The organism is Pseudoalteromonas porphyrae, from assembly GCF_001298125.1.
Taxonomy (GTDB): Bacteria; Pseudomonadota; Gammaproteobacteria; order Enterobacterales; family Alteromonadaceae; genus Pseudoalteromonas; species Pseudoalteromonas neustonica.
This window is the reverse complement of record NZ_LHPH01000007.1, coordinates 46,115-59,365: the sequence shown is the minus strand read 5'-3', so window position 1 is coordinate 59,365 and position 13,251 is coordinate 46,115. Positions and strand designations below refer to the sequence as shown.

The following is a 13,251-nucleotide window of genomic DNA, read 5'->3' as shown; positions in this document are numbered from 1 at the left end:
TTGAATTATGAAGAACCGCCGCCAATTTTCTCGTGTTTTATTTTCAACTGCTGCCCAATTAGATTTAGCCGATAATCAATACCCGTGCAAATTATTAGATATTTCGTTGCACGGTGCGCTTATTACTCGATGTGATGCGTTCACTGCAAATAAAAACGCTACAGGTCATTTATGCTTTACTTTACCGCAAAGCGATATTGAAATTAAAATGGCTGTCACTATTTGTCATATAGAGCAGCATCATATTGGCTTAAAATGTACGCATATTGATATTGACAGTATTACTCATCTAAAACGTTTAATTGAGTTAAACCTCGCAGATGACGCCTTACTCCACCGTGAACTCGCGATGCTTATTCACGAACAAGAATAGACTGTTAAAGATTTGTTGATTACCATAGCGTAAACTGATTACATAGCGCCGTTATGACTTTAAACCCAGATTTACCTTTGGTATACCATTCAAACTACTCATTTAACTTTGATCCTAAACATCGCTTTGCGATGAGTAAATTTGCGCATTTACACGACTATGTTAAACAACTCGGCTTAGTGACTAATAATTTAGTTAAACCTGAATTAGGCACGCCAGAGGCACTTGAGCTGATCCATTGTCATAACTATATAAATGATCTTTGGTATAACCGATTGGATGAAAAAGCCATGCGCCGTATTGGGCTGCCTTGGTCACATGAGTTAATGGCGCGCACATTCACCGCCCCGCAAGGCACTTTAAAAACCGCACGTCTTGCTTTGCAACACGGTATTGCTTGTCATTTAGCTGGGGGCACGCATCATGCGCATACTGACTTTGGTTCAGGCTATTGTATGGTGAATGATTTAGCATTTACCGCGCAAACGCTTATACAATCTGGTGAAATTACCAACGTGCTTATTTTTGATCTTGATGTGCATCAAGGTGATGGTACTGCCGCGATGTTGCAGCATCAACCTTATGCTTATACGTGCTCTATTCATTGTGAAAAGAATTTCCCGTTTCGTAAATCAGCGAGCGACCTAGATATTGGTTTAGCTAATAATATGCAAGACAATGAATACTTAGGTATTGTTGATGATACGTTGCGCTTTTTACTAAAAGAGCTTAACCCTGATTTAGTACTTTATGACGCAGGTGTGGATGTGTGGCAGCAAGATGGTTTAGGTAAACTTGATATTAGTTGGCAAGGCATAGAAAAACGCGACAATTTAGTACTAAAACGCTGTATAGAACATAATACTCCGGTGGCTACTGTCATTGGAGGCGGTTATGACAGAGATCACCTGCGCCTTGCAAAACGCCATGCTATTGTTGTAGAGCAGGCTGCGCGTTTTTAAATAAACATTCAAGACTTACAAAACACGTGACTAAAAGCAGCTTTTACAGCGATTTTTTACTACAATTTAAATTAATATATTGATTGAGACTACTATGCGACTGCCGCTTATTTTATTATTTGCCTTTATGAGTACTTTTACTACCGCCGAAGAAGAAGTTGTAAAAGAAGAACTCCCACCAATGAACCCCGCTTACAGTGCAGAGCATGCTATGGTTCTTGTGAATCATGGCTCACGTATTTTTGCTATTAGCCTACCGACGTATAAACTGCCTCATGATGTTCAAGTGGTATATCAAATTGATAATCCTGATGTTGCTTTTTTAAGCCTAGTGCGTGACGCTGATCTCATCACCATCAAACCAAAACCATTTAATATTCAACATTTAATGCGTGGTGAAGAGATAACAATTACAGCTGATGTTTATGAAGGTCATTACAAGCGTGGTGGCAGTTTAGTTTATTCAGATAGAGCAATCGTTATGAGTAAACAACTTTACGCACGCGAACTCACAGACTTGGCAGAATCCTCTCAATGGCAAGAATACGATATGATCACTCTTAAAAATAGTGAACGAATTTACATCCACAAAATTACCCAAGCCCCGAGTTTTAATCACCTCATTTTTGCCGACTTAACCAATGCCTGCATGCAAAAGTTCCGCACATCTAAACGTATACCGAAAGAAAGTGAACTCACATATAAATTTGTTAACTGCGGCACTTTAAAGCCGTTGTATTTTGATAGTGAAGATTTTCAATAGCTTAATCACTTTTTAAGTAAAATATAAGCAAAAGCTTTTAAAGTAGTTATACGACTTTAAAAGCCTCTAAAATTAAGACTATAAACCTATAAATCAAACACTTAAAAAAACCATTAACGTTCATTTACAATAATAATGTACAGATTGTTATAAAAAGAGGGACAGTCGTGTAAATTCACGCGATGCTCATCGATAATCGGTACAACAATGGCTATTAAAACTAAATTATTATTTTCCTTTTTGCTTTTAGGTTTGCTCCCAGCAGGCATTGTATCGATATTATCTTTATATCTGTCTGCCCAAGCATTAGAAAAACAAACGTATAACCAACTTTCATCTATAAGTCATATCAAAAGCAATCAACTTCAAGATTATTTTAAAACCACAAAATCAGATCTGAACTTATTAACAACTAATTTTGAAAGCCTATCCAAGCATAATTCCAACTTATCACTATCAGAGCTTGCTGCATTAAATCATCCGTGGTTCGATGGGTTTATAACTGATAAAGGTTATTATGATTTATTTTTAATTAGCCCCACGGGCTTTATAGATTACACAGTAACAAAGGAGGCTGATTATTTAACTAGTCTTACAACTGGGCCATATAAAACTTCAGGCCTAGCAACACTTTTCAACAAAACTTTAAGAACTCGCTCATTTGAAATAATTGATTTTTCAAAATATGCACCGAGTAACGATGAGCCTGCGGCATTTATTGGTCAACCGGTTATAATTAATGGCGAAGTCGTTGCTGTTATTGCACTGCAACTATCCATTGACGCAATTAATAATATTATGCAAACACGTGATGGAATGGGGCAAACAGGCGAGTCATACTTAGTCGGTGACGATTTATTAATGCGTTCGGACTCTTACCTAGATCCAATAGGCCACTCTGTTGTTGCTAGCTTTGCCGGTAACGTAAAAAATAATGGCGTAGATACCGTTGCAGTTCATAATGCCCTTCAAGGCCATACAAACACGAAAATGATTATGGATTATAACGGTAACCCTGTTCTGTCCGCTTTTAAACCCTTTAAATTTGAGCGATTAAATTGGGTTCTACTTGCCGAAATAGATGAAGCTGAAGCATTCGCTCCTATTTATTCTTTATATTGGATAATAAGCATCATTGCCCTACTTTCCTTTGCTGTCGTAATTATTGCCGCACTGAGTATTACTCGCTCTATTATTAAACCCCTCGGTGGTGAGCCTGCACAAATGCAGATAATCAGTAAACGCATCGCAAGCGGTGATCTAAGTCAGGTGTTTGATTTAGATACTCCTAAGATTGGTGTATACGGTGCTATGGCGAAAATGAATACCTATTTGCACCAAACAATAAGCACAATATCCCAAGCAACTGACAGACTTGCATCCACCGCAGCGCAAACGAGTACTGCAAGTACTCAATCAAATGCAAGCTTACAAGAACAACATGCAAGCATTGAACATGTTGCCAATGCTATTTCACAAACAAACGCATCTATTGAAGAAGTATCTGAAAATGCTCGCGCTGTGGCTGATTTAAGTATTAAAGCTAAAGAAACAACATACTCTGCAGATGTTCATTTACAACAAACAATTGTAAAAATGAGTTCACTTGAGCATACAATAAATAATACGGAAGTAGTGATCAAACGCGTCGAGGATAACGCACAAACGATTAATAAAGTACTTGAGGTTATCCGTTCTGTCGCAGACCAAACAAACCTTTTAGCACTTAATGCAGCCATTGAAGCAGCTAGAGCAGGAGAGCATGGTCGAGGTTTTGCCGTTGTTGCTGATGAAGTTAGACAACTAGCTAAAAAAACACAGAATTCAACAGCCGATATAGAAAACATGATTGAATTACTGCAAGCAGGTACACAACAAGCCGTTGTTGAAATACATAAATCTATAGATGCCACAGAATCAACGATTACAACAGCAAATCACAGTGCTGAGTTATTAAAACAGAGTGTTGAACAAATAGACTATATAGCTCGTCGAGCTGAAATCATTGCAACAGCAGCGCATGAGCAAAGCAGTATGTCTGAAGAGATAACCCATAACATTGACTCGATAAAACAAGCTGCTATTGATAACGCGGTAGGAGCTGATCAAGTATCCGCTGCGAGTATAGAGCTGGATCAACTCAGCAAACAATTGCAAAAAATAACGCATGATTTTAAATTATCATAGCAACAAAAAATGACAGCTGTTATGCAACCTTAGTTGTAATCAAAGAGCTGCTGTTGCCTTAATGTTGAGCATTGACTACTGCCGGGACTGTTAAAACATTTTAGCGCTTATAGGTCTGTTGTATAATAAGTGATAGGCCTAGCTGCATACTTTCATTCGATTGCCCAGCAAAGCCAAGCCGGGCATTGCTATAGTTTATGGGCTTTAAACTGCGCACTGAATTAGCAAAGTAAAACTCGACTTCGGTTTGCAAGTAAACACTTTGCTTTGCTAATTGTGCTTTTAAATGCTGGGTGTTTTTATTAAAGTTTACCCACATTGCCATGCCGCCGTCGGGTTTTATGTACTCAATAGGATAACCTTGTGCTTGAAGCTGCATTAAGTAGCTATCCATCGCTTCATAGCGTTGTTTATACAGTTTGGTCATACGCTTTAAATGGCGCTCAAACCCGCCTTCTTTCATCCAATGTGCGACAGCTAATTGCATAATTACATCGTTCTTATGATTCATCAGCTGCTTCCAGGCGGTTAATTGCGCTATCACTTCAGGGGCTGCGCAGATATAGCCAATACGCGCTGCTGAAAACATTATTTTTGAGAACGTCGATACGTAAATAATAATGCCGGCAGGGTCATCCGCAGCCATAGGTTGTAATGGCTGACAGCGATAGTGAAATTCATGGTCGTAATCATCTTCAATGATCATCACATTATGGGAATAACACAACTGATAAATCTGTAAGCGCCGTGTTGGCGATAAAGTCACTGTGGTCGGGTACTGATGCAACGGTGTTAAGTACAGCATCTTTATTGGGAATCGCATAAGCTGGGCTTTTAAATCATCGACACATAAGCCTTCATCGTCTTGCTTTATATCGACCAATTGCGCGCCACATGCAGCAAATGCCTTTCTTGCTGGTGGGTATCCTAGCGTTTCAACAGCAATATTATCGCCCTTTGCTATAAATGCTTTAGCGATTAAAAATAATGCCTCTTGTGAGCCATTACAGATCAGAATATCGTCCGTATCTAAGTTACGTGTTTTATGTAAATATTCTTTAATCTGTACTTTTAGTTCAGCGCAACCGCTTACTTCTCCATAGTGTAATTTACTAATGTCGATATGATCACACACATGGCTAATTGCACGTTTAAACTCTTTTTGAGGGAAACTTGCTAAGTCAGGTAGCCCCCCTGCAAAATTATATTTATAAGCATTTAAATCCATACCAACGCTAGGCACTTCAAGTGTGTTAGCGAATTGATAAGGTGTAGGCTGCAAGGCGGGTGCAGTTTTTACGCCAATGCTGCTTTGAATAGGTAAACTATCTGTCACCCGATACCCTGAGCGCTCATTTGATATTAGCCACCCCTCAGCAACTAATAATTGAAGTGCATTCATAATCGTATGACGATTTAACTGGTATATATCCGCCATTTTTCGGACGGAGCTAAGCTTACTTGCAGGTGCAACATCCCCGTTAATAATTGCTGTTCGCAATCCCTGTGCTAATTGCAGATACTTAGCTTTGCCTGGCAAATCCAATTTAATATCAAGTGGCTGCATACTTTATTCCTTCCGTATAACTGTTCACATAATCCTTTCACGCTAAAACTGGTCTATCAAAAAACTAAAAACTGGTTGTTTTAACATGACCAAATAAGCGTACATTATTTGTTTTAAATAGTCTGCAATAACCAATAATAAGGCGCTTTATGCTTACTCAGCAAACACATCAAACTAATAAAGTTATTTTGGAACCGCTACGCGACATTCATTTAAAAGGTTTAAGCCTTGCAGGGCAAGATCCACAAGTATGGCGCTGGGTATTAATGAATTACACTCGAACGACAGAAACTCTATATGATTGGTTTATCAATACCGCACAGTTTAACCCTACAGAACAAGTAGTCTTTGCCATTATTGATAAAGCTTCAAAGCACGTTGTAGGCACTACACGCATATTCAGATTAGATAGTCAAAATGACATTGCTGAAATTGGCCACACATTTATTAGTAAAAATTTTCAACGTAGTTACATAAACACCCACGCCAAATATTTGCTATTGCGTTACGCATTTGAAACTTTAGGGTTGGTACGTGTTGCGTTTAATACCCATGAAAAAAACATCACATCCCGTAACGCAATTGCTCGACTAGGTGCCCGCTTTGAAGGCATTAGCTATAAAGATAGGCGACTTACTGATGGCTCATACCGAAACACCGCCAAGTTCAGCATCATTGATGAGCAATGGGCCGCTATAAAATTACAACTAGAAGGTAAGTTATAATATGTACCCTGCTCCTCACTTTCAAGAACCTAATATCGAACAGTTACATGCTCTTGTTAATACTTACCCGTTAGCCAGCGTTTTAATGCCTAATAAGCAATGTAGCCTGAATGATATTTGCCACATACCATTATTATTTGATGCTCAACGCGATATATTTATTGGTCATGTTGCTAAATATAACCCTCTTTCATTGCTTGATGGTCAACCTGTGAATTTACTGTTCACAGGTGATGACTGCTATTTATCCCCCTCCTATTCAAAGAATAAAACATTACCAAGCTGGTTATATTCCTCTGTTTTAGTCACAGCCAATGTACATATCATTCAGACGTTTAGTCAAAAGGAGTCAGTAATGGAACGGCTTACAAGTCACTTTGAGCAAGAATTTACACCGAATGAAAACCCGATATGGCAGCTTAATGATGTACCACAACAACACCGTAATATTATGTATCAAGAACTTAGTTTTCTTGAGTTTGAACCGACAAGCTGGAAAGGTAATTTTAAGCTAAGTCAAAATAAGGCTACGATAATTAGAGAAGAAATAAAAAATAACCTAATATTAATCAATAAAGTAAGTATTGCTAATTTGATGAAAATATATTGATACTCGCTTTAATCAGGTTTTACAACGGTAAGTTGATGTACTCGTAGATACCCAAGTTACCTGAAGGTGCGAGTGTCATTGGACTTAAAAGCGATTTAGATATTGATTGAGGTGTGGTCGTTAAATGTGCAAGTAAAACAAAAAACGCCTTTTAAAGGCGTTTTTAAATCTGTAGTTTTATCTGCCACAGCTTATAATATTTGGTTTTCTTTCCAAACTTGCTCTTTTGCCATACGCTTTTTACGTTTGTCACATGGGTCATCGCAATCACAGGCTTTATCAATGCCTACAGAGCCAAGACCGCCACAACTACTGGCCATAGATTTCTTTTGTACTACCATACCCACAGCCATCGCAGCGACGATTAAAAGTAGTAAACCAAAAGTAAGAAGAAAAAGTGACATTGCTTAGCCCCTATTGATCAGCAATAAAATAATACCCAACAAGTTGCTGGGCTGACTGTATTATAAACTGATTTAAACCGCGCTACAAATAGGGTTTAAATGCAGGGCTAGAATAAGTGACTAAGCCATCTTCTGATTTAGCAATCAGATAAACGGGTAAATCATGCTCCTGTGCATAAGCTTTTGCTTTTTCCATCCCCATTACAGTCAATGCTGTTGCAAGGCCATCTGCGGTCATTGCTGATGGGTGTAACACGGTCACAGAAACAAGATCATGACGACTTGGCATACCCGTTACTGGATCGATTAAATGGCTGTAAGTCACTCCCTCCATTTCGTAAAAAATACGATAGTCACCCGAGGTAGCAATACCATTATTTCCTGGAGCCAAAACCTTATGTACTTTGCGAACACCGAGCTCGGTATCAGGCTGCTCAATAGCGATACGCCAATCTAGATCATTAGGCTTTTTACCTGAAACTCTAAGCTCACCGCCAATTTCAACCATGTAGTTCGTTAAGCCATGGCTCTCTAGTAACTCTGCTACCTTATCAATACCATAGCCTTTTGCTGTGGCAGAAAATGATAGCGCTAAGCCATCGATTGATTTAGCTAAACCTTGATCTGTTAATATCAACTTATCAACACCAATTTTAGCAATCATTGCTAACAGTGCTTCATTAGTTGGTCGCTTAGTGGGCTTTTTATCAGGGCCAAAACCCCATAAATCAATTAATGGTCCCATAGTCACATCAAGGGTTTTAGTTGATTTCCCTAAGCGAATTGATTCACTGACTACAGCTCTAAAGTCACTACTGATAGGCATTACTTCGCCTGCTGGTAAACGGTTAAATTGATTTATTTCAGAGTCTTTAATGTACGTAGACATGGATAAATTAATGTCTTTCAATAACTGTGTTACTTCAGGCAACAAGTTAAGCGAGGCTAGTTTTTCTTGCTCGGCAAATACTTTAATGTGATAAGTTGTGCCCATCGTTTTACCTTCAAGGTATAACTCTTGCGGCTCATTTTTACCACAACCAGATATGAGTAAAGTGAGAGTAAGAAAAAATATGGCAATTAATGCCTGCGGGTGAAAAACTCTATTCATAGCAGCCTACTCAGGTTAAATTTTAAATATAAAAAAGCCCCGTAGCATTAGTTACTACGAGGCTGATATTCTAACCAAAACTAAATTGTTTTGATATGGGTGTTAGCCACCGAAATCATCTAATAAGATATTTTCGTCTTCAACACCTAAGTCTTTCAACATAGTGATAACAGCAGCGTTCATCATTGGAGGACCACACATGTAGAACTCACAATCTTCCGGCGCTTCATGTTCTTTAAGATAGTTCTCAAATAACACGTTATGGATAAAGCCAGTATAGCCTTCCCAGTTATCTTCTGGTTGTGGATCTGAAAGCGCTGTATGCCATACAAAGTTAGGGTTTTCAGCGGCTAAGCCGTCAAAATCTTCAACGTAGAACATTTCACGTCTAGAACGTGCACCATACCAGAAACTCATCTTACGCTTAGAGTTCAAACGTTTAAGTTGGTCAAAGATATGTGAACGCATAGGCGCCATACCAGCACCACCACCAACAAAGACCATTTCAGCGTCAGTATCTTTTGCAAAGAACTCACCAAATGGGCCAGAGATAGTTACTTTATCACCTTCTTTAAGTGACCAAATGTACGATGACATTTTACCACAAGGTAAGCTTAAGTCTCTTGGAGGCGGCGCAGCGATACGCACGTTAAGCATGATGATGCCTTCTTCTTCTGGGTAGTTAGCCATTGAGTAAGCACGAATTGTTTCTTCGTCTACTTTAGACTCCAGCTTGAAGAAACCAAAATGGTTCCAATCGCCACGGTACTCTTCAGGTACATCGAAATCAGCATATTTAACGTGATGTGCAGGGGCTTCAATTTGAATATAACCACCGGCACGAAACGGTACTGACTCGCCATCAGGTATTTGTAGTTTAAGCTCTTTAATGAACGTTGCTTTGTTATCGTTAGAGATAACTTCACAATCCCATTTTTTAACACCGAAAATTGACTCTTCAAGTTCAATTTCCATGTCGTTTTTAACATTTACCTGACACGCTAAACGACAGCCTTCACGGGCTTCACCTTTAGAGATGTGATCAAGTTCAGTTGGTAAGATATCGCCGCCACCAGAGTGAATGTGTACACGACACTGACCACAAGAGCCACCGCCACCACATGCAGATGATACGAAAATACCTGACTCAGATAGTGCACCTAATAGCTTACTACCTGCTGATGTTGTAATGGCTTTCTCTGGATCGCCATTTACGCCGATGATGATGTCACCGCTTGCAACTAACTTAGATTTAGCACCAATGATGACTAAAACTAGCAGTACAACGATAGCGATGAAAACACCAACGCCTAAGAAAATCTCATAACTCATGATTTATCCTCGCTACCTATTAAAGTGAAATACCAGAGAATGACATAAAGCCAAGACCCATTAAACCAACAGTGATAAAGGTAATACCTAAACCACGTAGGCCGTCTGGCACGTCTGAATACTTCATTTTCTCACGGATACCAGCAAGTAAAGTAATTGCCAGCGCCCAACCCACACCAGAACCGATACCATAAACCACTGATTCAGTGAAGTTATAGTTACGTTCAACCATGAAAGATACTGCACCAAAGATTGCACAGTTAACTGTGATCAATGGTAGGAAGATACCTAACGCGTTATAAAGTGCTGGGAAGAACTTATCTAATGCCATTTCAAGAATTTGTACAAGTGCTGCAATAACACCGATGAATGTCAAGAAACGTAAGAAGCTAAGATCCGCTTCTGGGTAACCAAGCCACTCAAGTGCACCAGGTGCCAGAACTGCATGATAAACCAAGTTGTTAACTGGTACTGAGATACCCAGTACCACGATAACTGCTACACCTAGGCCGATAGACGTTGTTACTTTCTTTGATACTGCAAGGAAAGTACACATACCTAGGAAGAAGGCTAAAGCTAAGTTTTCAATGAAAACTGCTTTTACGAATAAACTTATATAATGTTCCACAGTCTGCCCCTTACCCTTTCGCTTCTACTTGGTCTTTCTTATAAGTACGAAGTACCCAAATGAATAAACCAATGATGAAGAATGCACTAGGCGGTAAAATCAATAGACCCATAGGTTGATACCAACCACCATCTTGTACAAGAGGGATGATTTCAGCACCAAACAATGTACCTTTACCAAATAGCTCACGAATAAAGCCAACTGTCAGTAGCACAACTGAGTAGCCTAAACCATTACCGATACCATCAAGGAACGACATAAGTGGCGGCGACTTCATCGCGTATGCTTCAGCACGACCCATTACGATACAGTTAGTAATGATTAGGCCAACGAATACAGATAGCTCTTTTGCCGTAGCATAAGAGAACGCTTGTAGTACTTGGTCAACAACAATTACCAATGACGCAATAATAGTCATTTGCACGATGATACGTACAGATGACGGGATCTGGTTACGGATCATTGAGATAAATAAACTTGAAAAAGCCGTTACCAAGGTCAATGCAATTGACATGATTAATGCATTTTTTAAGCTAGATGTTACCGCAAGCGCAGAACAAACACCGAGAACTTGGAGCGCAATCGGGTTATTAGCAAAGACCGGACCAAACAGAACCGATTTCATTTCTTTTGTATCAGCCATTATTTCAATGCTCCTTCACGTACTCTCGCTAGGAAAGGGCCAAAGCCGTTTTCACCAGTCCAGAAGTCAATTGCATGATCAACACCGTTTGAGGTTAAAGTTGCACCTGATAGACCATCAATTTGATGTTCATTTTTAGCACCGCTTTTTACTATATCAACGGGTAATGCTTTACCTTGAAATGAAGCAGTCCATTGTGGGTTTTGAATTTCCCCACCCAGGCCAGGTGTTTCATTATGCTTATAAAAGTTAATATCTTTAACTGTTTCGCCATCGCTTTCAAGTGCAACAAAGCCATACATAACACCCCAAAGACCATAGCCTTGGATAGGTAAAATGATTGCATCAGTTGAACCGTCAGCTTTTTTAGAAATGTAAACTGGTGACTCTGTAGTCATACGCTGAATGCCTGCGATATCTTTGATACCGTTTGCTTTTAGTGCAAAACTAATTTTTTGGTCAAATTTACTTTTCTCGAAATCAAAAGTATTTGGGTCAGTGTCAACAAACTCACCAGTTTTCATATTAACAACACGCGCTTCGATTTTTGCATTGAAAGTATCAGAGATATTTTCAACAGCATCGATACCCGCTGCTGCTAAGATATTCTTTTGAATATCCTGCGTTTTGTTAGCTTGCTGCAATGGGCGAAGCTGAACTGAAGCAAACGATACAATGATTGCACACACTAAACATAGTGCTACAACAACAGATAGCGTTTTGCCGATTGATTCGTTATTACTAGACATTACGTGCCAACCTCCGCTTGATATTAGCCTGCACTACGAAGTGATCGAATAATGGTGCAAATAAGTTAGCAAATAAGATTGCTAGCATCATACCCTCTGGGAATGCAGGGTTAATTACACGGATCATTACAACCATTACGCCAATTAGTGCGCCATACGCAAATTTTGCTTTATCTGTAAATGCCGCTGACACTGGGTCTGTCGCCATAAAGAACATACCAAAAGCAAAACCACCAAGTACAAAGTGCCAATGCCAAGGCATTGCAAATACAGGGTTAGTGTCAGAGCCAACTGCATTTAATAAGAATGCTGTTGCAACCATACCCAAGAATACACCTAGCACAATGCGCCAAGAAGCAATTCGAACGTAGATTAAGAACAAGCCACCAATCATCACTGCAAGGGTAGATGTTTCACCGACTGAACCTTGAATGAAACCGTAGAACGCATCCCACCAAAGAGCTATGTTGCTGTAATCAAGAGAACCAACAAACGCTTGACCTAGCATAGTTGCACCAGAGAACGAGTCTACTGCTGTCCATACTGTGTCACCTGAGATTTGTGCAGGGTATGCGAAGAATAAAAACGCACGGCCAGCTAATGCAGGATTTAAGAAGTTACGACCAGTACCACCAAAAATTTCTTTAGCGATTACTACACCGAATGTAATACCTAGTGCAACTTGCCACAAAGGAATGGTTGCAGGCAAGATAAGTGCAAATAAAACAGAGGTTACGAAGAAACCTTCGTTAACTTCATGCTTACGCACTGAAGCAAATATAACTTCCCAAAAACCACCTACAGCAAATGTTACTGCGTAAATAGGTAGGAAGAAACAGGCTCCGTAAAACATTTTAGCGCCCCAGCCGGAAGCAGCGGTTAATTCACCACCAAACATCTGGAACAGGCCAACTTGCCAAGTATTTGCTAGCTCAAAACCTTGTGCTAATGCACCTGCGGCCTGATGACCGATATTGAACATACCAAAAAACATTGCAGGGAACGTCGCCATCCACACTAAAATCATCATGCGTTTTAGGTCGATGTTGTCACGAACGTGTGTCGCGCCTTTATTTACGTAACCCGGGGTATAAAAAATAGTTGCAGCTGCTTCATACAGCGCATAGAATTTTTCATGTTTACCACCGGCTTCAAAATGCGGCTCGATATCTTCTAGAAATTTCTTTAAACCCATCT

The 13,251-nt window shown here is 39.6% G+C and carries 14 protein-coding genes; 6 read left to right on the top strand and 8 right to left on the bottom strand.

Features of this window, described 5'->3' with window-relative positions; translation table 11 throughout:
- The first annotated feature begins 7 nt into the window (after positions 1-7).
- The 4 genes from ADS77_RS07350 to ADS77_RS07335 all read left to right on the top strand — a co-directional run bounded on the left by ADS77_RS07350 (position 8) and on the right by ADS77_RS07335 (position 4,285).
- A complete protein-coding gene (locus ADS77_RS07350; protein WP_054205565.1) occupies positions 8-373 on the top strand; it encodes a PilZ domain-containing protein in 366 nt (121 codons plus the stop codon).
- A gap of 53 nt (positions 374-426) precedes the next feature.
- Complete coding sequence (locus ADS77_RS07345) at positions 427-1,335, top strand: histone deacetylase (protein ID WP_054205564.1); 909 nt, start codon at positions 427-429, stop codon at positions 1,333-1,335.
- A gap of 94 nt (positions 1,336-1,429) precedes the next feature.
- Positions 1,430-2,098, top strand: coding sequence for a hypothetical protein (locus ADS77_RS07340; RefSeq protein ID WP_054205563.1), 669 nt, complete (start codon positions 1,430-1,432; stop codon positions 2,096-2,098).
- A 207-nt stretch (positions 2,099-2,305) separates the two neighbouring features.
- Complete coding sequence (locus tag ADS77_RS07335; RefSeq protein WP_054453691.1) at positions 2,306-4,285, top strand: methyl-accepting chemotaxis protein; 1,980 nt, start codon at positions 2,306-2,308, stop codon at positions 4,283-4,285.
- A 100-nt stretch (positions 4,286-4,385) separates the two neighbouring features.
- On the opposite strand, the gene ADS77_RS07330 is transcribed toward ADS77_RS07335, so the two are convergent.
- Entirely contained in the window at positions 4,386-5,852 is a 1,467-nt protein-coding gene (locus ADS77_RS07330) for a PLP-dependent aminotransferase family protein (protein WP_054453689.1), read from the bottom strand.
- 149 nt (positions 5,853-6,001) lie between these two features.
- Here ADS77_RS07330 and ADS77_RS07325 point away from each other — a divergent pair, with 149 nt between their 5' ends.
- Together ADS77_RS07325 and ADS77_RS07320 are read left to right on the top strand one after the other, a co-directional pair.
- Entirely contained in the window at positions 6,002-6,577 is a 576-nt protein-coding gene (locus ADS77_RS07325; RefSeq protein WP_054205560.1) for a GNAT family N-acetyltransferase, read from the top strand.
- Position 6,578: 1 nt separating this feature from the next.
- Complete coding sequence (locus ADS77_RS07320; RefSeq protein WP_054453687.1) at positions 6,579-7,187, top strand: FMN-binding negative transcriptional regulator; 609 nt, start codon at positions 6,579-6,581, stop codon at positions 7,185-7,187.
- Between the two features lie 191 nt (positions 7,188-7,378).
- On the opposite strand, the gene nqrM is transcribed toward ADS77_RS07320, so the two are convergent.
- From nqrM to ADS77_RS07285, 7 genes are all read right to left on the bottom strand, one after another.
- Complete coding sequence (nqrM, locus tag ADS77_RS07315) at positions 7,379-7,591, bottom strand: (Na+)-NQR maturation NqrM (RefSeq protein WP_054205558.1); 213 nt, start codon at positions 7,589-7,591, stop codon at positions 7,379-7,381.
- A gap of 82 nt (positions 7,592-7,673) precedes the next feature.
- Entirely contained in the window at positions 7,674-8,702 is a 1,029-nt protein-coding gene (locus ADS77_RS07310; protein WP_054205557.1) for an FAD:protein FMN transferase, read from the bottom strand.
- A 102-nt stretch (positions 8,703-8,804) separates the two neighbouring features.
- A complete protein-coding gene (gene nqrF / locus ADS77_RS07305) occupies positions 8,805-10,034 on the bottom strand; it encodes an NADH:ubiquinone reductase (Na(+)-transporting) subunit F (protein WP_054205556.1) in 1,230 nt (409 codons plus the stop codon).
- Between the two features lie 19 nt (positions 10,035-10,053).
- On the bottom strand, positions 10,054-10,662 hold the full coding sequence (gene nqrE, locus ADS77_RS07300) for an NADH:ubiquinone reductase (Na(+)-transporting) subunit E (protein ID WP_054205555.1): 609 nt from the start codon (positions 10,660-10,662) through the stop codon (positions 10,054-10,056).
- Between the two features lie 10 nt (positions 10,663-10,672).
- Entirely contained in the window at positions 10,673-11,305 is a 633-nt protein-coding gene (locus tag ADS77_RS07295; RefSeq protein WP_054205554.1) for an NADH:ubiquinone reductase (Na(+)-transporting) subunit D, read from the bottom strand.
- Positions 11,305-12,054 carry a Na(+)-translocating NADH-quinone reductase subunit C gene (locus ADS77_RS07290; protein WP_054205553.1) on the bottom strand — a complete coding sequence of 250 codons (750 nt, stop codon included), beginning with the start codon at positions 12,052-12,054 and terminating at the stop codon, positions 11,305-11,307. The genes ADS77_RS07295 and ADS77_RS07290 overlap by 1 nt, the downstream gene beginning before the upstream one ends.
- Positions 12,047-13,249: an NADH:ubiquinone reductase (Na(+)-transporting) subunit B gene (locus ADS77_RS07285; RefSeq protein WP_054205552.1), complete on the bottom strand. Its 1,203-nt coding sequence runs from the start codon at positions 13,247-13,249 to the stop codon at positions 12,047-12,049. The genes ADS77_RS07290 and ADS77_RS07285 overlap by 8 nt, the downstream gene beginning before the upstream one ends.
- Positions 13,250-13,251 lie beyond the last annotated feature (2 nt).

Coding starts and splice junctions, on each gene's coding strand:
- ADS77_RS07350 (WP_054205565.1), top strand. CDS start 8: ATGAAGAACCGCCGCCAATTTTCTCGTGTTTTATTTTCAACTGCTGCC.
- ADS77_RS07345 (WP_054205564.1), top strand. CDS start 427: ATGACTTTAAACCCAGATTTACCTTTGGTATACCATTCAAACTACTCA.
- ADS77_RS07340 (WP_054205563.1), top strand. CDS start 1,430: ATGCGACTGCCGCTTATTTTATTATTTGCCTTTATGAGTACTTTTACT.
- ADS77_RS07335 (WP_054453691.1), top strand. CDS start 2,306: ATGGCTATTAAAACTAAATTATTATTTTCCTTTTTGCTTTTAGGTTTG.
- ADS77_RS07330 (WP_054453689.1), bottom strand. CDS start 5,852: ATGCAGCCACTTGATATTAAATTGGATTTGCCAGGCAAAGCTAAGTAT.
- ADS77_RS07325 (WP_054205560.1), top strand. CDS start 6,002: ATGCTTACTCAGCAAACACATCAAACTAATAAAGTTATTTTGGAACCG.
- ADS77_RS07320 (WP_054453687.1), top strand. CDS start 6,579: ATGTACCCTGCTCCTCACTTTCAAGAACCTAATATCGAACAGTTACAT.
- nqrM (WP_054205558.1), bottom strand. CDS start 7,591: ATGTCACTTTTTCTTCTTACTTTTGGTTTACTACTTTTAATCGTCGCT.
- ADS77_RS07310 (WP_054205557.1), bottom strand. CDS start 8,702: ATGAATAGAGTTTTTCACCCGCAGGCATTAATTGCCATATTTTTTCTT.
- nqrF (WP_054205556.1), bottom strand. CDS start 10,034: ATGAGTTATGAGATTTTCTTAGGCGTTGGTGTTTTCATCGCTATCGTT.
- ADS77_RS07295 (WP_054205554.1), bottom strand. CDS start 11,305: ATGGCTGATACAAAAGAAATGAAATCGGTTCTGTTTGGTCCGGTCTTT.
- ADS77_RS07290 (WP_054205553.1), bottom strand. CDS start 12,054: ATGTCTAGTAATAACGAATCAATCGGCAAAACGCTATCTGTTGTTGTA.
- ADS77_RS07285 (WP_054205552.1), bottom strand. CDS start 13,249: ATGGGTTTAAAGAAATTTCTAGAAGATATCGAGCCGCATTTTGAAGCC.